The sequence below is a fragment of the Herbaspirillum sp. RV1423 genome, assembly GCF_000577615.1.
In the GTDB taxonomy this organism is placed as follows: Bacteria; Pseudomonadota; Gammaproteobacteria; order Burkholderiales; family Burkholderiaceae_D; genus Herbaspirillum.
Genome location: NZ_CBXX010000007.1, coordinates 211,371 through 227,601, shown reverse-complemented (window position 1 = coordinate 227,601; position 16,231 = coordinate 211,371). Strand labels below are relative to the sequence as shown.

The 16,231-nt window shown below is 60.0% G+C and carries 16 protein-coding genes; 8 read left to right on the top strand and 8 right to left on the bottom strand.

From position 1 onward, the window contains the following. The first annotated feature begins 143 nt into the window (after nucleotides 1-143). Nucleotides 144-389 (top strand): hypothetical protein, encoded by a 246-nt coding sequence (locus tag RV1423_RS10305; protein ID WP_034296044.1) that lies wholly within the window; start codon nucleotides 144-146, stop codon nucleotides 387-389. Between the two features lie 235 nt (nucleotides 390-624). Here the strand turns inward: RV1423_RS10305 and RV1423_RS10300 are convergent, their stop codons facing one another. Then, a complete protein-coding gene (locus RV1423_RS10300) occupies nucleotides 625-1,767 on the bottom strand; it encodes a sensor histidine kinase KdpD (protein ID WP_155835073.1) in 1,143 nt (380 codons plus the stop codon). Nucleotides 1,768-2,056: 289 nt separating this feature from the next. Here RV1423_RS10300 and RV1423_RS29025 point away from each other — a divergent pair, with 289 nt between their 5' ends. Both RV1423_RS29025 and RV1423_RS30825 read left to right on the top strand, forming a co-directional pair. Beyond that, nucleotides 2,057-3,037 (top strand): NAD(P)-dependent alcohol dehydrogenase, encoded by a 981-nt coding sequence (locus RV1423_RS29025; protein ID WP_197034915.1) that lies wholly within the window; start codon nucleotides 2,057-2,059, stop codon nucleotides 3,035-3,037. A 46-nt stretch (nucleotides 3,038-3,083) separates the two neighbouring features. Then, the gene (locus RV1423_RS30825; RefSeq protein ID WP_034296039.1) at nucleotides 3,084-3,326 is read left to right on the top strand and encodes a DUF1653 domain-containing protein; all 243 of its coding nucleotides are present in this window, start codon (nucleotides 3,084-3,086) and stop codon (nucleotides 3,324-3,326) included. A 334-nt stretch (nucleotides 3,327-3,660) separates the two neighbouring features. On the opposite strand, the gene RV1423_RS10280 is transcribed toward RV1423_RS30825, so the two are convergent. From RV1423_RS10280 to RV1423_RS10260, 5 genes are all read right to left on the bottom strand, one after another. After that, entirely contained in the window at nucleotides 3,661-4,749 is a 1,089-nt protein-coding gene (locus tag RV1423_RS10280; RefSeq protein ID WP_034296035.1) for an ABC transporter substrate-binding protein, read from the bottom strand. A 115-nt stretch (nucleotides 4,750-4,864) separates the two neighbouring features. Further along, entirely contained in the window at nucleotides 4,865-5,638 is a 774-nt protein-coding gene (locus RV1423_RS10275; RefSeq protein ID WP_034296033.1) for an enoyl-CoA hydratase/isomerase family protein, read from the bottom strand. 37 nt (nucleotides 5,639-5,675) lie between these two features. Then, complete coding sequence (locus tag RV1423_RS10270; protein ID WP_051516610.1) at nucleotides 5,676-7,013, bottom strand: phenylacetate--CoA ligase family protein; 1,338 nt, start codon at nucleotides 7,011-7,013, stop codon at nucleotides 5,676-5,678. After that, nucleotides 7,013-7,672: a TetR/AcrR family transcriptional regulator gene (locus RV1423_RS10265; RefSeq protein ID WP_051516609.1), complete on the bottom strand. Its 660-nt coding sequence runs from the start codon at nucleotides 7,670-7,672 to the stop codon at nucleotides 7,013-7,015. Before RV1423_RS10265 ends, RV1423_RS10270 begins: the two co-directional genes overlap by 1 nt. Next, nucleotides 7,672-8,841, bottom strand: coding sequence for an acyl-CoA dehydrogenase family protein (locus RV1423_RS10260; protein WP_034296027.1), 1,170 nt, complete (start codon nucleotides 8,839-8,841; stop codon nucleotides 7,672-7,674). Before RV1423_RS10260 ends, RV1423_RS10265 begins: the two co-directional genes overlap by 1 nt. 214 nt (nucleotides 8,842-9,055) lie before the next feature. Here RV1423_RS10260 and RV1423_RS10255 point away from each other — a divergent pair, with 214 nt between their 5' ends. Together RV1423_RS10255 and RV1423_RS10250 are read left to right on the top strand one after the other, a co-directional pair. Then, nucleotides 9,056-10,243, top strand: a complete 1,188-nt coding sequence (locus RV1423_RS10255) for a lipid-transfer protein (protein WP_034296025.1) — start codon at nucleotides 9,056-9,058, stop codon at nucleotides 10,241-10,243. Nucleotides 10,244-10,289: 46 nt separating this feature from the next. Continuing rightward, nucleotides 10,290-11,117, top strand: coding sequence for an SDR family NAD(P)-dependent oxidoreductase (locus RV1423_RS10250; protein ID WP_034296024.1), 828 nt, complete (start codon nucleotides 10,290-10,292; stop codon nucleotides 11,115-11,117). Between the two features lie 108 nt (nucleotides 11,118-11,225). Here the strand turns inward: RV1423_RS10250 and RV1423_RS10245 are convergent, their stop codons facing one another. Both RV1423_RS10245 and RV1423_RS10240 read right to left on the bottom strand, forming a co-directional pair. Then, a complete protein-coding gene (locus tag RV1423_RS10245; protein ID WP_034296022.1) occupies nucleotides 11,226-12,383 on the bottom strand; it encodes an acyl-CoA dehydrogenase family protein in 1,158 nt (385 codons plus the stop codon). Further along, entirely contained in the window at nucleotides 12,373-13,302 is a 930-nt protein-coding gene (locus RV1423_RS10240) for a MaoC/PaaZ C-terminal domain-containing protein (protein ID WP_051516608.1), read from the bottom strand. Before RV1423_RS10240 ends, RV1423_RS10245 begins: the two co-directional genes overlap by 11 nt. A 262-nt stretch (nucleotides 13,303-13,564) precedes the next feature. Here RV1423_RS10240 and RV1423_RS10235 point away from each other — a divergent pair, with 262 nt between their 5' ends. The 3 genes from RV1423_RS10235 to RV1423_RS10225 are packed head-to-tail and all read left to right on the top strand — an operon-like array spanning nucleotide 13,565 to nucleotide 16,205. Next, nucleotides 13,565-14,440, top strand: a complete 876-nt coding sequence (locus RV1423_RS10235; protein WP_034296021.1) for an oxaloacetate decarboxylase — start codon at nucleotides 13,565-13,567, stop codon at nucleotides 14,438-14,440. 17 nt (nucleotides 14,441-14,457) lie between these two features. Further along, on the top strand, nucleotides 14,458-15,711 hold the full coding sequence (locus tag RV1423_RS10230; RefSeq protein WP_231502156.1) for an aconitase/3-isopropylmalate dehydratase large subunit family protein: 1,254 nt from the start codon (nucleotides 14,458-14,460) through the stop codon (nucleotides 15,709-15,711). Continuing rightward, nucleotides 15,708-16,205 carry a 3-isopropylmalate dehydratase gene (locus tag RV1423_RS10225; protein ID WP_034296018.1) on the top strand — a complete coding sequence of 166 codons (498 nt, stop codon included), beginning with the start codon at nucleotides 15,708-15,710 and terminating at the stop codon, nucleotides 16,203-16,205. The genes RV1423_RS10230 and RV1423_RS10225 overlap by 4 nt, the downstream gene beginning before the upstream one ends. The last annotated feature ends 26 nt before the right edge of the window (nucleotides 16,206-16,231 follow it).

Sequence of the window (16,231 nt, the reverse complement as noted above, 5' to 3'; positions counted from 1 at the left end):
GGGGGGGGCGGAGAAGATATTCAAGGGTTTTATTGTTCGACGGATGGAACAATGAATTCGGAATTTTCCTCCTAGTGCATTGCCGATCCGAAAACTACACTTCACTACAAGCAATCGCACTTAACTTTACAAGGAGCATCGCCATGCGCACCACAACAGCTCGTCATAACCGCAGCGTCCCCCAACTTGCCGCCGCCGTCCTTCTGTTCGTCGCCGCCGGCAGCGTTTTTGCGGACAATGCTCCGAAGGAAGCCGACAAAGGCAATCAGGTCAATGCGCAGCAAGCCGTGAGGCAGCCGTCGAAAGCATCGATCAAGCGTCGGGAAATTCTGCAAAAAGTGGCGAACCACGAACCGCTGACTTACGAAGAAACCCTGTATCTGCGTTAATCCGGTTCTGGATGCGCATGCGGCCGATGCGGTTTTGCATTTTCCCGCTGTGTTCCAATAATTCACTACGGCGGCATCGTCACTGGCGTACCGTTGCGCAATTCATCGATGGTCATCATCGTCTGCCTGCCGACGATGCCGGCGCCGCGTCGCGTTACAATGCAGGCCGTTCAACACATCGTGTCCAGCCATGCATTGCCGTTCCCATTCCCTGCGTCAATTATTGCTGAAAAACTTAAGTCGATGCTGGATCGGCAAATTCGTTTTCCAAATCTCGAAGAGGTACACAGATATTAATTTCAGTGCCAACCTGTAACTTCGACTTAATTTGCATTTCCCCTCCCATATCCGTTAGATGAGATTGAACAATCGCCAAACCTAAGCCCAGCCCTTGCGGATTCATGAGACTGCTTTTTCTTCCTCGTGTGAATGGCTGAAGAACTCGGCTGGTCGCTGTCTTGCTCATACCAACACCAGTGTCTGCAATGCGTACAGCCAGAATATTTTCCGCTCGAAGCATGGCATGTATATATACTGCCCCGGCGGGCGTGTACTTTACTGCGTTGCCTACCAAGTTTGTAAGAACTTGCCTCATCCGTATTTCATCAATTTTGATTCTCGTATCCAAACCTTCGAGTTCTATCCTGAAGTCAATACCTTTAGCTAAGGCTTGTTTTTGAAACTGGCTGAGTGTCTTTCTTAAAAAAGTCACGCCGTGCAAAACCCGAAGTCGCAAGCCCGGCGCATTATTCGCTCGCACAAACTCCACAAGATCAGCCGCAATTCCGTTCAATTGCTGGACAGCTTCACGCATTGGAACGATGCAAGTTTCAATTTCATGAGGATATCGCTCCAAAAGATCAAGACTACTCATGATGCTTTGTAATGGCGTCCGCAACTCATGCGATGCAGTAGCCATAAAAACCTTACGTGCAGCAATGGTGAGTTCTTTCTCCGATTTTGCAGCATCCTGGGCTAAACGTACCTGTGCTTCCATCAAAGCATCGTGTTCAGATTTGAGTTGGTTATAAGCAGTTACGTCACGCCCGCTCATCCCTAAAACGAGCTGAGCATCCAGAGGATCAGTGAGTGGCCTACAGTCCAATTCGAAGATGCGCTCGCCTTGTTTCGCAGTGAGCATTTTAAATTCCGCAAAAACGCGTTCATTTTTTGCTATGGCATCGACAATTAATGTGGCGTCTTGCGGGTTGATGAAAGTAGCTCGCAAAGCATCTAAGCAGCGATCATTGCTCAGGCCGTCCCGTGCAGATGTTGCTGCAGGATTCCTAAAAAGCACTGTACCGTCGAGGCGGTAGAGGGCAACGACCGTTGAGGTGTACGAGAGTACTTGAACACCTCGTAGTTGTGAGTCCGGCACTGCTTGGAGATTCGCGGCACAAAAAAGTATGCCAACGCGCCGCGACAATTCATTTGATCGGAATACTTATATCATTTATCTTACGTCATTTTCCGTCACGAACAGTGCCATTTCGATATGCGTGACTAGTTCAGTGAGCCCGTTAAATGTCGGAAATTTTTTGCTAAAAAAGTGGGAGAATGTTTGAAAAAATTATTGTCGACTTGTGCGGATTTTTACTAAAAACAGAGAGGTCTGTGCGCTAATGCCGTCCGCATATCGATTCCGACCAGGTCAAGGTCTCGACTCCTTGGAAGAGTTTTCTCTCATACCTCGAGACATCAAACCGCATGAAGTGCGCGTCGCGGTAAAGAAAGTCTCTCTCAACTACCGAGATGTATTAATTTATCGAGGCGAGTACCCGGCGCCGGCTGATCGGCCGATTGTCCCATGTTCCGATGGCGCCGGTATCGTTCTGGAAGTAGGGAGCGCGGTGAGTGATGTTTTTGCGCTTGGTGATCCGGTCGTTGGCGCCTTTTTTTCTAGATGGCAGGATGGCCCGCCTAGTCGGGAAAAAGTCGAACTATCCGTTGGCTGTAACGTGGACGGTTGGCTGGCGCAAGAAGTTATCGTACCTGCCGATTCGCTTGTTCGTATTCCACTAGGCGTATCGTTTTCTTCAGCGGCTTGCGCTCCTTGCGCTGGGGTCACGGCATGGATTGCCATTGTTGAACTGGCGCGGCTTGTTAGAGGCCAAACGGTATTGATTCAAGGTACGGGCGGTGTTTCGATGTGGGCGGCGCAGCTTGCTAAAGCTATGGGCCTAAAAGTGGTTCTGATCACCTCAAATGAGAGGAAAGCGGAACTGCTGACAAATACCAGCCTGGGAACAATTAATTATCGCAACAACCCTACGTGGTCGCATGAAGTGCAGCGTCTGACAAATGGACACGGCGCGGATCTTGTCTTGGAACTCGGTGGAAATTCAACAATTCGCGAGTCGCTTCGTTCAGTGGCCTTTGGAGGACATGTTGCAGTCATTGGCGGACTTGGGGGCTGGAGTTATGACAACGTAGAATATTTGGAGCTCATCACTAAACTGGTCACCGTTCACGGTATTTACGTAGGCAGCGCTCGTTCTTTGATTGATTTGTTGGATTTTTCTGCCAAGAACTTTCTTGTTCCTTATGTATCAGCCAATTTCACATATCGAGATGCCCAATCTGCTTTTCGTGAGCTTGAAGCTGGTAGCCACGTCGGAAAAATCATCATCAGCGTGAATCCGGATTAATTACCTGCGTCGGCAGGGATTTTCAATTTTCTTAAAGGTTATAGATATGAGTCACCACCCTCCTGTGCAGCCTCTATTACAAGCCCCACTCGGACGTTTTCGTCATTATGGAGGAGGAGAATATGAAGTGATCTGTATGGCACGGCACAGTGAGACAGGGGAGGAGCTCGTGGTATATCGGCAATTAGACAAGGATACGGGTTTCTGGGTACGTCCACATGCCATGTTTTTTGAACAGGTATTGCATGAGGGGGTAAGGAAGTTACGCTTTCAGAAAATCAGTGAATGAGGAGGTGCTGCTAATAGAATGCATCTCGCGCCTATTGATGAAATGAGTTCTGGTTAGGCATCATCCTTCGATGGATGGGCTTGCAAGAGATCGCCAAAAATTGGTTCATTTCAAACAAACAGAAGTGTTTTTTTTTGGGGGGGGGCTCCGCATCATAGGCGCTAAACCGGAACGACCCGCGTGTTGTTCCAGTTTGCAGGCATCGGCGGAGATGTGCGGCGACAGCCGCGAGATGGCAATGCGATATCTGAGCCGTCTGGAACGGCTGACCGCGCCGGACCGGGACATTTCTCCGGCCTGACGCGCGTCGTTTTTTTTTGCTGCGTCGGTGTGTTTACTTCGGCAACGCCTTGGCCGCCGCCACCACCTTGGCGGTATCGAAATTGTTGATCGCCGGGATGAACTGGTTGGTGTACAGGTCTTCCAGTTTGGGGCTGGTCTGGATGACGTTGTTGGCCTTCATGAAGGCGACCATGTTGGCGACGGCGCTGATCGGGATTTCGCCCCATTTGACGCCCGGTTCCAGCTTCAGGAATTCGCCGCGCGTCAGGACGATATGCAGGCCTTGTTTGACGGCGGTCTGTTCATCGAGGCTGGATGGCTTGGTCAACGGGAAAACCTTCCAGTGCACCTTCAGCGCGCCTTCGGGATTGGTCAGCGCGGTGACGGAGCCCATCGCCACGCAGCGCAGGACTTTTTCAATGACGTGAGGACGCTTGGCGATCATGTCGTCGCGCACGAAATAGGAGCCGCCGAAATTGAGCTTGTCGGAAAATGGAGAAGAAAAGCGGCGCAGCTTCAATCCCATGTTCTCCGCCGTGGCGATCTGCGAATCCCAGGTGCCCCAGATATCGACGCGGCCTTTCGATAGCGCTGTCACGGCTTGCGCGCCCGAGCCGGTTTCGACGAAGGTCACGTCCTTGTCTGGATTGAGTCCGGCTTCGCTGAGCATGCCCTTGAAGATCTGCACCATTTGCGAGCCGTACGACAGCACGCCGATAGTCTTGCCTTTGAAGTCGGTGATGGTCTTGATCGGCGAGGAGTCGAGCACCACCGGGAACTGGAAGTTGTGGCGCATATTCAGGTACACCGCCTTGATCGGCGCGCCCTTGGTGCGCGCAATGATGGCAGCGGCGGGACCCATGTTGACCATGTCGGCCTGGCCGGTCAGCACGGCCTGCATGGCGGTGGTGGAATTGGTCGGCTGCAGCGTGACGTCGAGGCCGGCGTTTTCCCAGCATTTGGTGTAGATCGGCAGCGAGGTGTTGTTGACCTGCGAGGCATCGAGCACGTCGGTGCCGATGGCGATGGTGACTTTTTCTCGCCCTTGAGCCATGGCCGGGGCAGTCATCAGGGCGCTGGCGACGACGCCGGCAAGAGCGGCGCAAAGCGGCGAAGCGATGGCGGCGGCAATTTTTTTCATGGTGTTTTCTCCTCGGTGGAAGTCCTGCATGCTAACCGCGTATGCGGATACTTGCAGGTATGGATTTGGGGCTGCTGATAAAACAATGTCGCTAGCCGTGTTTTGTCAGCGGCTCCTAGCGGCCCTGGAATTGCGGCCGTCTTTTTTCCAGGAAGGCGCGACGGCCTTCCGTAAAATCTGCACTTGAAAATAATTGCGACTGGCCATCCATCTCCAGCGCCATGACACTATCCAGGGATCCCGGCAGGCGCGCGAGCGCAGCCTTGGTAAGTCCCACCGACAGGGGCGGCGCGGCGGCGAATCGGGCCGCCAGATCGGCGGCGGTCCGGCGCAGTTCCCCGGACGCCGCCAACTGGTCGGCGAGGCCCAGGCGCAGCGCTTCTTCGCCGTCGACCACGGCGCTGGTGAATAGCAGTCGCCGCACCTGGCCGGCGCTCACGCGTTGCGGCAGCGACCACAGCAAGCCCATGTCCGCCATCAGACCGACGTTGGAAAAGGCGGTGCAAAAACGGGCGTGTTCGCTGCACAGTACGTAGTCGCAGGCCAGCGCCAGCGACATCCCGGCGCCGAACGCGGCGCCGTCGACGATGGCGATCACCGGCTTGGGCATGTCGGTGATCGTGCGCAGCAGGCGATGCGCCAGCGCCATGCGCTGGCGGGTTGCCAGCGTGTCGCCGGCCGGCAGGCTGGCCAGGTCGCCGCCGGCGCAGAAGCCGCGGTCGCCGCCGCACAGGACCACGGCGCGGCAACCTGCGTCGCCGGCCAGACGTTCGAGTATTTCGGTGAGCGCGTCGCGCATCCCGGGCGTCAGCGCGTTACGGCGCTCGGGCTGGTTCATGACGACCCAGGCGACGGCATCGGCGCGTTCTACGGTGACGATCGCTTCCATGCCTGTTCCCTCCCGGTGACGGCGGCGATTTCCGGAACTACTCCCTGACGACGCGCCTGGCCTTGTGCGTGCTGCGCGTCAGCGTCCCGAACGGGAGTACTTCCACGTGCGCGCCCACTTGCAGACGCTGCTTGATGTCTTGTGTCAATTGCGCTGCCAGCTTTTCGGCTTCGGCGGATGGCTCGGTCTGTTCCACGCGCAAGTGAATGGACTTCATGAAACCGGCGGCGTCGAACACGGAGGCGTCGATCACCAACTGGTATTCATCGCCGAGGCCGGCGGTCTTGCGCACCAGTTCTTCGATTGCAGACGGGAAGACATTGACGCCGCGCACCACCAGCATGTCGTCGGCGCGGCCGCGCACGCCGCCGACCAGACGCGCATGCGTGCGCCCGCAACTGCACGGCGTCGAATCGCGCACCACCACGTCGCCGGTCCACCAGCGCACCAGCGGGCCGGCTTGCTTGTCGAGATGGGTCAGCACCAGCACGCCGGGCGTGCCGTCGGGAACGGCGCGGCCGGTGTCGGCGTCGACGATTTCGGCATAAGCGAAATCTTCGGCCAGATGCGGGCCGGCTTGGGCTTCGCAGTCGCCGGCGATGGGCTGGAATTCCAGGCAGCCGTAGGCGTCGTAGGCGCGTGCGCCCCACAGCGCTTCAATGCGGCGGCGGGTGGCGGGAATGCTGGCGCCCGGTTCGCCGCCCATCATGATGCCGCGCACGGTGGAGGCGGCCGGATCGAGGCCGCGTTTGCTGACTTCTTCGGCCAGATGGGTGATGAACGACGGCGTGCCGCACAGCACGGTGGTGCCGTAAGTGAAGATGGTATTGATCTGGCGTTCGGTATCCTGGCTGCCGGCCGGGATCACCATGGCGCCGGCGCGCTGGTAGCCGGCGGTGGCGCCCAGTCCGCCGACGAACCAGGTATAGGTGAACATGCATTGCACGATGTCGCCGGCGCCGATACCTTGTGCATGGGCGTGGCGCGCATACAGTCCGGCCCAGCGGTCGAGGTCGCGCTCGGTCCAGAATTGCGGCGTCGGCGCGGTCGTCGTTCCCGACGAAAAATGCATGCGTCGGACGTCGCTCTGCGGCACCGTCATGAACTTGCCGAACGGCGTTTGCGCACCGATTGAACCGACGTAATCGGATTTATGGGTAAACGGAAGTCTGCTCAGGTCGGCCAGCGAGCGCAGCTCGCCGACGTTCCAGCCAAGCCGCCGGAACAGCGGCGCATAGTGCGCACTGTCTTGGGCGAGCCGCGCCAGTTGCACGCGCAATTTGGCCAACTGGAATTCTTCCAGCGTGGCGCGATCCCAGCTTTCAACGGGATCGAGATGCAAAGGCGCGGCGGCAATGAGCGCACCGGAGCGCATTATTCCGCTCCGAGGCCGCGAATCGCAAAAGTGGAGATGGAGTTGGCGATCGCCAGCTTTTCTTCTTCAGTCTGGTCTGCGCGCGGACGGAACCAGATGGTGGTCCAGTTCAATGCGCCGAAGAAGGCCTTCACTACGATCTGCAGATCCTGATCGGGCGCGTGACCTTCCGCCATGACTTGCTTGATGGTGTCGCGGAACAGGTTTTCGTACTGGTCGCGCAGGACCAGGATTTCCGACAGTACGTCGCGCTGGGCGGCTGTGGTCTCGCCGGCCAGGTGCATCTCCAGGCCTTGCACGGCCACGCGCTGGTATGGCAGGTGTTCCATGATGACGGTGATGTGCGCCAGTGTCATTGCGCGCAGCTTGTCGATGGCTTTGTCATGCGCCAGCGAAGCGGCGCCCTGCACGGCAGCCAAATCCATTTCCATGCCGCGCTTGTGCACATCGAAGAACAGGTCGGCTTTCTTGCGGTAGTGGTGGTAGATCTTGCCCTTGGTGGCGCTGAGGATATCGGCGACATCGTCGATGCTGGTAGCGGCATAACCTTTTGTCATGAATGCCAGAGCGGCGGCATCGAGAATCTCGCTGCGTGGATCAGATTCGCTTCCGGTGTATTCATTCATTGTCGATGTGGGACGTACTGTGTCGACCTTCATTATGCTTGCTCCTCATTGTTGAACTCGGCATGAATCGCCCGTGCGAGCACCAGTCTCTGGATCTCCGAAGTGCCTTCATAAATTTCGGTGGCGCGCTGATCACGGTAAAGACGCTCGACGAGCGAAGGCTTGACGAAACCTTCCCCCCCGAATACTTGTACGCCGATGTCGACGGCATCATGCGCAGCTTCGCTGCAGAACAGCTTGGCCTGCGCGCCGATGAGTGCGACATCCTGACCAGTATCAAAACTGCGGGCGGTCTCGTATGTCAACATTCTACCTGCGGATAGTCGAGTTGCGACATCTGCAAGCTTGAAACCGATGCCTTGATGATCAATCAGGCGTTGTCCGAACGTCGTGCGGACCGACGCCCGGCGTGATGCGGCGTCGAATGCGGCGCGCGCGATGCCGTTCGATTGCGCCGCCACGACGACGCGGCCGACGTTGAGGGCTTCCAGCGCCAGCTTGAGCGCCTTTCCCGGCGGCGCGATCATGCAGTCGTTCGCGACCCAGGTGTTGAGTACGACGGTGCTGTTGACGGTGCCGCGCATGCCCATCTTGTCCTCACGCGCGTCGTCGCGCACGCCGTCGGCATCGGCGGCCACGATGAAGGCAGCAATGCCGAGCCGTCCCCTGCCCGGCTCCGTTTGCGCAAACACGACGTAGTAGGAGCATTCGCCCCCGCCGCCGATCCAGCGCTTCTCGCCGCGCAGGCGCCAGCCGCCGTTTTCCGGGGTGGCGAGGGTTTGCAAGTTGGAAGGATCGGAGCCCGCTTCGCGTTCGCTCAGTGCGAAGGAAATCGTTTTCTGTTCGGTCACCAGGGCGCGGATGTAGGTGTCCTTCTGCTGGCAGGTGCCGGCGCGCAGCAAGGGCAGCGCTCCCAGTTGCAGCGTGGCGACGATGCCGCTGGTGGAGGCGCAGGCTTGCGCCAGTTCTTCGATCACGGTGCAGAAGGCAGTCAGCGAGGCGCCGCCGCCGCCGTATTGCCTGGGCAGAAACATCGTGGCGATGCCGCACTCGTGCAGGAGTTGGACGTTTTCGCGAGGGTAGCGTTGGTCGCGGTCGATATCGGCCGCACGTGGCGTCAGATGATCGCGTGCAATGCGGCGCGCGATGTCGCGCCATTTGCTCGCGTCTTGATCGAGCGGAGGGTCCCAGATAATCACCATCGTCTCTCCATTCCCGCCGAGGGCATCGGCTGCCAGTGTGTTGTAGAGCGGCTATTCTTTTATTGACTTTGATTTAATATACTAAGTAGTATGTTTTGAGTCAAATATATCGCGTCGACTTTTTTAGTACAAGCGTTCGTAATACTTTACACGTTGATTGAACATCGTGCGTTGACCCACCCAAATATGCTTCGGTCAAGGCGAGGAGACGGCTGTGAACGAGAAAGTCTATGTGACCGGTGTGGGTATGGTGCCCTTTGTAAAACCGGGTACGAATGCGTCGTATGTGGACATGGGCGCAAGCGCTGTTCGCGCCGCATTGACCGATGCGGGCCTGCGTTACGAAGCGATCGAACAAGCTTATGCGGGGTATGTCTACGGCGACTCCACCGTCGGCCAGGCGATGCTCTATGAAGTGGGCCTCACCGGCATTCCCATCATCAACGTCAATAACAATTGCGCCACCGGTTCGACTGCGCTATTCCTTGCGCGCCAGGCGATCGTCAGCGGCGCCATCGAATGCGCGTTGGCAGTCGGCGTTGAGCAGATGATGCCCGGTCCGCTCAGGACGATATACTCGGACCGGCCGGCGCCGCTGCAACGCTTCCTCGACGCCATGGCGGCCAATCGCGGCCACGATCCGGGCGTGCCGCGCGCGCCGCAATTCTTCGGCGGCGCCGGGCAGGATTATCTCGATCAGTACGGCATTTCTCCCGACACTTTCGGCCGCATTTCGGTGAAGGCGCGACGCCATGCGGCGAATAATCCGTATGCGGTTTTTCGCACGCAGGTCACGCTGGAAGACGTCATGGCATCGCCGAGCGTTTTCGGTTTGCTGACGCGTCTGCAATGCTGTCCGCCGACTTGCGGCGCAGCGGCGGCAGTACTGTGCTCGAAAAATTTTGCGCACCGGTTCGGTCTCGATACCAGCGTCGCCATTGCGGCGCAAGCGATGACGACCGACCGGCCCGACTCCTTCGACAGCGGCGATATGCGGCGCCTGGTCGGCTACGACATGGCGGCAAGAGCGGCAGATAACGCCTATGCCGAAGCCGGCGTCGGGCCGGAAGATATCCAGGTGGTCGAGCTCCACGACTGTTTCACCGCCAACGAACTGATCAGTTACGAAGCGCTGCGATTGACGCCGCCGGGCACCGCCGAAAAATTCATCCTCGACGGCGACAACACCTACGGCGGCAAGGTGGTCACCAACCCTTCCGGTGGTTTGCTGTCGAAAGGCCATCCGCTTGGCGCCACCGGTCTGGCGCAATGCGCGGAACTGGTGTGGCAGTTGCGCGGGCAAGCGCAGAAGCGCCAGGTCGACGGTGCGCGCTGGGCCTTGCAGCACAACCTCGGGCTGGGCGGCGCCTGCGTCGTGACCGTGTACGAAAAATTGCATTGAGGGCAGCGCCGACTGCGTGTCGAAAACGTCGCGAAGAGGAGACGGCATGAGCAAAAAACTCGAAGGAAAAGTCGCCATCGTCAGCGGATCGGGTCGTGGCATCGGCCGCGAGATCGCGCTCAAGCTGGCGTCCGAGGGCGCCGCCCTGGTCATCAACGATCTCGACGAAACCGTCGCTGCCGCCGTGGTCCGGGAAATCATCGCCGGCGGCGGACGCGCCGTGATCTGCGGCGGCAACGTTACGGCGCCGGACTTCGCCGCGCGCTTCGTCGACACCGCATTGTCGAGTTACGGTCGGCTCGACATCGTGGTCAACAACGCCGGCTATACCTGGGACAATGTGATCCAGAAAATGTCCGACGAACAGTGGGACGCCATCATGGACGTGCATGTGACGGCGCCGTTCCGCATCTTGCGCGCGGCCTCGGAATATTTCCGCCGCGCCGCCAAGGAAGAGGCGGAGCAGGGTGTGGAAGTGTTCCGCAAGGTAGTCAATATTTCGTCGGTGTCGGGTGTGATGGGCAATGCCGGACAGGCCAATTATTCCGCAGCCAAGTCCGCCATCAACGGCCTCACCAAGGCGCTGGCCAAGGAGTGGGGACGCTACAAGGTCAACGTCAACAGCGTTGCCTTCGGCCTCATCAAGACGCGGCTGACCGAAGCGACCGCGGGCGACGATGCCACCATCAACATTTCGGGGCAAGAGATCAAGGTGGGCGTCAACCGGCAACTGATGAAGAACCTGGAAACCATGATCCCGATGGGGCGCGCCGGTACGCCGGCGGAAGCCGCCGGGGCGGTGTACCTGTTCTGCATACCGGAATCGAATTACATCAGCGGGCAGGTCGTCGTATGCGGCGGCGGCAGGCCATGAGTTGTCCGTTGCAACAGGAACGCCGGAATCAAACATGGTCTGCATCCTTTGCCGGATGCAACGCCACTGGGTCGCGGCGTTTGTCGGAGCGACGGAGAGAGGGCCGGGTCAGCGTTTTCCGGCATGTTCCTTGATCATTTGTTTTGCGATCAGCAATTGCTGTATCTGGGATGTACCTTCGTAGATGCGCATCACGCGCACGTCGCGGTAAATCCTCTCGATCGGATACTCGCACATGAAGCCGGCGCCGCCGAAGATTTGCAACACGCGGTCGGCGACTTTTCCCACGGTTTCGGTGGCGAACAATTTGCAGCACGACGCTTCCTTGATCACGGGCAGATTCCGGTCGAAACGCCGCGCCGTGTGTTCGACCATGCATTGCGCGGCCAGCACTTCGGTTTCTGAATCGGCCAGCATCGCCTGCACCAGTTGATGTTGCGCGATGGGGGCGCCGAAAGCCTTGCGCTGCGTCGCGTAGTTCAGCGCCTCGTCGATCAGGCGCCGTGCTGCGCCGATGGCGGCGGCGGCGATGCCGAGGCGGCCGCGGTTGAGCGACGACATCGCCAGCGCGAAGCCGAATCCAAGTTCGCCGATGAGGGCGTCGGCGGGAATGCGGCAGTTGTCGAAGGTCACATCGGCGGTGTGCGAGCCGTGTAGCCCCATCTTGCGGTCGGTCTTGCCGATGCCGAGGCCGGGCGCGCCGCGTTCGACCACGAAGGCCGACAGCCCGCGATGGTCGCTGCTGTCGGGATCGGTGCGCGCGATGACGATGAAGACGTCGGCCGAGGGCGCGTTGGTGATGTAGCGCTTGACGCCGTCGAGCACCCATTCATCGCCGTCCAGGCGCGCGCTGGTGCGCACTGCGGCGGCGTCGGAACCGCAGTCGGGTTCGGTCAGGCAGAACGCGGCGATCAGGTCGCCGCCGGCCAGGCGCGGCAGGTAGCGTTGGCGCTGGGCATCGCTGCCGTAGATCAGCAGTCCGTGTGAACCGACGCCGTTGTTGATGCCGATGGCGGAGCGGAACGACAGGTTGGCGCGGCACAATGCAATCAGCACGGCCACTTCGTCTTCCATGCCGAGGCCGAGGCCGCCCCATCGCTCCGGAATGCTGAGGCCGAACAAGCCCAGCGCCGCCATTTCGCCGAGGATGATGTCCGACACGCGGCCTAGTTCTTCCACCAGCGTTTCGTTCGGCAGCAGGCGCTCGGCGACGAAGCGCTCGACCGCGTTCACGAACTGTTTTCGGGTCTGGTCGTCAAGCGCCATGATGAATGTCCTTGTCGATTTTCGCGTCGGCGTGCGGCGCGATTTCCGCCGTGCCGCAGTTGAGAACCACCACGTCGCGCTGTGGCACGCTGCAACGGAAACCGATGCGTCCGGCATCGATCCGCCAGATTTCAGTGCGCAGCGTTTCGCCGGGAAATACCGGCGCCGAGAAGCGCGCGCCGATGGATTTGATGTCCAGTCTGACGACGGGATCCGGCGGCCAGCACAGTGCTCTGAGGATGGCGTGGGCAGCCATGCCGAAGGTGCACAGGCCGTGCAGGATAGGCCGCGAAAAACCGGCGCGCCGGGCGACTTCTGGATCGGCATGCAAAGGATTGCTGTCGCCGGACAGGCGGTAGATCAGCGCCGCTTGCGGCAGGATGGGCAAGTCGATACAGAAGTCCGCCGTCGTCGTCGGCAGGGGCGCCGATGCCGCGGGAGATGTGTGCGGCGTGGACGGCATGCCCAGCACGCCGCCGTCGCTGCGGCACATCGTCGTCATGCGCAAGGTGCAGACCGGCTCGCCGCTGTCTTCTTCGGTGACCACGCGCTCCTGGTAAATCAGCGCGCCCTTGTCCGGGCCTTTGTCGACGATGTCGACAATGCGCGTGTCGCCGATAAGATGCGCGCAGACGGGCAGCGGCTTGTGCAGGACGACTTGCTGTTCGGCATGCACCACGCGGGTCCAGTCGATGCCGATTTCCGGCAGCTTCATCCAGAAACCGGGATAGGCCAGCACCGTCGCCATGGTCGGCAAGACGCGCAGGTTTTCCTCATAGACGTAGCGGAGTTCGTCGTGATCGAAGGGATCGGCGCCCAGGCCGATGCCGAGTGCATAGAGGATGCAATCCCGCGGTTGTATGTGCTGGCGCGCGACGGGAATCTTCCAGTGCATCAGTTTGCGATAGTCGATCGTCATGCGGCCTCGTCGGTGTGGCGCCTGCGGACATGAACACTACGGCTGCAAAAGCATCAGGGTGACAAATGCGGGGGCCGCCAATGCGGCTAAGGAAATGATGGAATCGTCCTTGACATCAACATACTACTAAGTATATTTAAATGAAGTCAACAAGAAGTGACAAAGGCCGTGCATCGAGGTGTGCGAGCCCGGCGCGTTGCGGGTAAAGTACAGTCCTGAGATGTACAGAACCTGTTTCAGACGCTTCAACAATGGAGACCAGATGCAACATCCAGGGACCTTGATACGCCAGATGCTGGCGCGTGGCGGCGCCGTGCCGGTGCCGGGCTGCTACGACGCGCTGGGTGCGCTGTTGATCGAACAGGCCGGCTTTGAAGCCGCCTACATGACTGGATTTTCGCTCGCCTCCAGCTACGGCAAGCCAGACATCGGCTTGCTGACCATGACCGACATGGTGCAGCAGGCGGCGCGTATTGCCGAGGCCGTGTCGATTCCCGTCATTGTGGATGCCGACACTGGCTACGGCGGCGCCGCCAACATCGTCGAAACCGTGCGTGCCTTTGAGAAAGCAGGCATTGCCGGCCTGCATCTGGAAGACCAGATCATGCCCAAGAAATGCGGCGCCATGGCGGGCAAGAAACTGGTGCCAACCGAGGAAATGGCCTTGCGCCTGAAGGCCGCGCGCGCGGGTCGCAAAAGCGGCGAGAGCAGCGAATTCGTCATCATCGGACGCACCGATGCCATGACCATTTACGGCCTCGAGGAAGTGATCGTGCGCGCCCGGGCGATGGAACGCGCCGGCGCCGACGCCGTCATGGTGCCGTCGCTGAGCACGCCGGCCGAGTTGGAGGCGGTTGCTTCCAGCGTGAAGATTCCGGTGATCTACGTCGCCGCGGAAACGGTACGTCCAAGCTATACGCGCCAGCAACTTGCGGCAGCCGGATTCGCCATGTCGCTGTATCCGCTGTCGCTGATTCAGACCACCTTCAAGGCGCAGCAAAACATGTTGCGCCGCATGTTCGATGCCGGAGACACTGTGCAACTGGTGGACGGCATGGCGCCGTTCGCCGATGTCGGCCGCCTGGTGGGCGTGGAACGCGCCGCCGCCTTCGACGCGCAACTGAACGACGAGAGCTAGCCGACATGGGCGCCACCATGACGCAAAAAATCCTGGCCCGCAGCAGCGGCCGGGAAGCGGTCGGACACGGCGAGATCATCTGGGCCAGCCCCGACCTGGTGACGGCGCCCGAAGTTTCGTTCTCGGCCTACATCAAACGCATCCGCGAAATCGGCGTGACCAGACTGGCGCATCCGGAGCGCGTGGCGGTCGTCATCGACCACGAAGTGCCGGTACACAGCATCGCCGGCGCCGAGCGCAACAAGCTCACGCGCCAGCTTGCGCAGGAGTGGTCGGTCGGCCATTTTTTCGATGGCGTCGGCATCACGCATCCGTTGATGGTGGAGCGGGGCCTGGTCGCGCCGGGCATGTTCGCGGCCGGCGCCGACAGCCATGCGCCCGGCCTGGGCGCGGTCGGCGCCTTGTCGGTGCCGTTCGGTTTTGAAGTGTCCATGGTGCTGGCCACCGGCCAGATCTGGATGAAGGTGCCGGAGACCATCCGCGTGCGCCTGCACGGCGCGTGCCGTCCCGGCGTGGCGGCGCGCGACATCGTGCTGGCGACCATGCAGCAGCTCGACGACGAGGCGACCAGCTATCGCGTCATCGAATACCAGGGCGAGGGATTGTCGACGTTGTCGGTGCCCGAGCGCATGACGATTTGCGGCCTGTGCGTGGACGCCGGCGCGAAGTCGGGGATCGCCGAAGTCGACCGGCGCTGCGCCGACTACCTGCGCGAACATGGCGTGTCCGATCCGCAATTGCTGACCAGCGACGCCGACGCCGAATTCGCGATGACCATCGATCTCGATCTTTCCACATTGACGCCGCGCGTATCGATTCCGCCGTCGCCCAACCATGTGCGCGAAGCGCAGGCCATGTCGGGCATCGCGATCCAGCATGCCTACATCGGTTCCTGCGTGTCCGGCTCGATTGAAGACATCCGTTCCGCCGCCGCCATCTTGCGCGGCCGCAAGGTGCATGCCGGCGTCAACCTGCTGGTGATCCCGGCCACGCAGCAGGTGTTCCGGCAAGCTCTGCAGGAAGGCTTGCTGACCGAACTCGCCGCCGCCGGCGCCAATATCTCGCCATCGACCTGCGGACCGTGCTTCGGCGGCATCGCGCAACTGACTGCCGGCGAGCGCCGCATCAGCACCAGCACGCGCAACGACCCGGGACGCATGGGCAGCAACGAGGCGGAGATTTTTCTTGCCAGCGCGATGACCGTGGCCGCCTCGGCAATCACCGGGCACATCACCGATCCGCGCGCTTATGCCGAGGGAGGTGCGGCATGACGGTCAGCAGCGGACGCGCGTGGAAGTTTTCCAGCGACATTTCCAGCGACCAGTTGATCTCGGCGCGCCACGTCTTCGAATTCGATCCGCGCATGCTGCGCCATCATCTGCTGGCCGAGGTGCGCCCCGAATTCGCCAAGCAGGCGCAGCCCGGCGACGTTATCGTGGCGGGCCGCAATTTCGCCCACGGCAGCAACCACAGCCATCCTTTTCTGGCGATGAAGGCGCTCGGCGTCGGCCTGCTGGTGCGTTCGTTGTCGCGCGGGCCGTTCCGGCTGGCGATCTTCATGGGCGTGCCGGTGCTGATGGCGACGACGGAGGTGCTGGACGCCATCGACGACGGCGACCGGCTCGACATCGATTTCAGCCGCGGCAGCATTCTCAACGTCACGACCGGCAAGCAGATGCAGGTCGAGCCGCTGGCGCCGTTCTTGCAGGACATCGTTAATGCCGGCGGCGGCCTCGAATTTGCGAAGTCGAAGTTGGCTTCATGACCACTCTTATGATGCTTGACCTTCAG

Bases quoted from the DNA above. Each gene is read 5' to 3' on its own strand.
- RV1423_RS10305 (WP_034296044.1), top strand. From the start codon at position 144: ATGCGCACCACAACAGCTCGTCATAACCGCAGCGTCCCCCAACTTGCC.
- RV1423_RS10225 (WP_034296018.1), top strand. From the start codon at position 15,708: ATGACGGTCAGCAGCGGACGCGCGTGGAAGTTTTCCAGCGACATTTCC.
- RV1423_RS10265 (WP_051516609.1), bottom strand. From the start codon at position 7,672: ATGAAGGTCGACACAGTACGTCCCACATCGACAATGAATGAATACACC.
- RV1423_RS10235 (WP_034296021.1), top strand. From the start codon at position 13,565: ATGCAACATCCAGGGACCTTGATACGCCAGATGCTGGCGCGTGGCGGC.
- RV1423_RS10250 (WP_034296024.1), top strand. From the start codon at position 10,290: ATGAGCAAAAAACTCGAAGGAAAAGTCGCCATCGTCAGCGGATCGGGT.
- RV1423_RS10270 (WP_051516610.1), bottom strand. From the start codon at position 7,013: ATGCGCTCCGGTGCGCTCATTGCCGCCGCGCCTTTGCATCTCGATCCC.
- RV1423_RS10245 (WP_034296022.1), bottom strand. From the start codon at position 12,383: ATGGCGCTTGACGACCAGACCCGAAAACAGTTCGTGAACGCGGTCGAG.
- RV1423_RS10230 (WP_231502156.1), top strand. From the start codon at position 14,458: ATGACGCAAAAAATCCTGGCCCGCAGCAGCGGCCGGGAAGCGGTCGGA.
- RV1423_RS10240 (WP_051516608.1), bottom strand. From the start codon at position 13,302: ATGACGATCGACTATCGCAAACTGATGCACTGGAAGATTCCCGTCGCG.
- RV1423_RS10280 (WP_034296035.1), bottom strand. From the start codon at position 4,749: ATGAAAAAAATTGCCGCCGCCATCGCTTCGCCGCTTTGCGCCGCTCTT.
- RV1423_RS10275 (WP_034296033.1), bottom strand. From the start codon at position 5,638: ATGGAAGCGATCGTCACCGTAGAACGCGCCGATGCCGTCGCCTGGGTC.
- RV1423_RS30825 (WP_034296039.1), top strand. From the start codon at position 3,084: ATGAGTCACCACCCTCCTGTGCAGCCTCTATTACAAGCCCCACTCGGA.
- RV1423_RS10260 (WP_034296027.1), bottom strand. From the start codon at position 8,841: ATGGTGATTATCTGGGACCCTCCGCTCGATCAAGACGCGAGCAAATGG.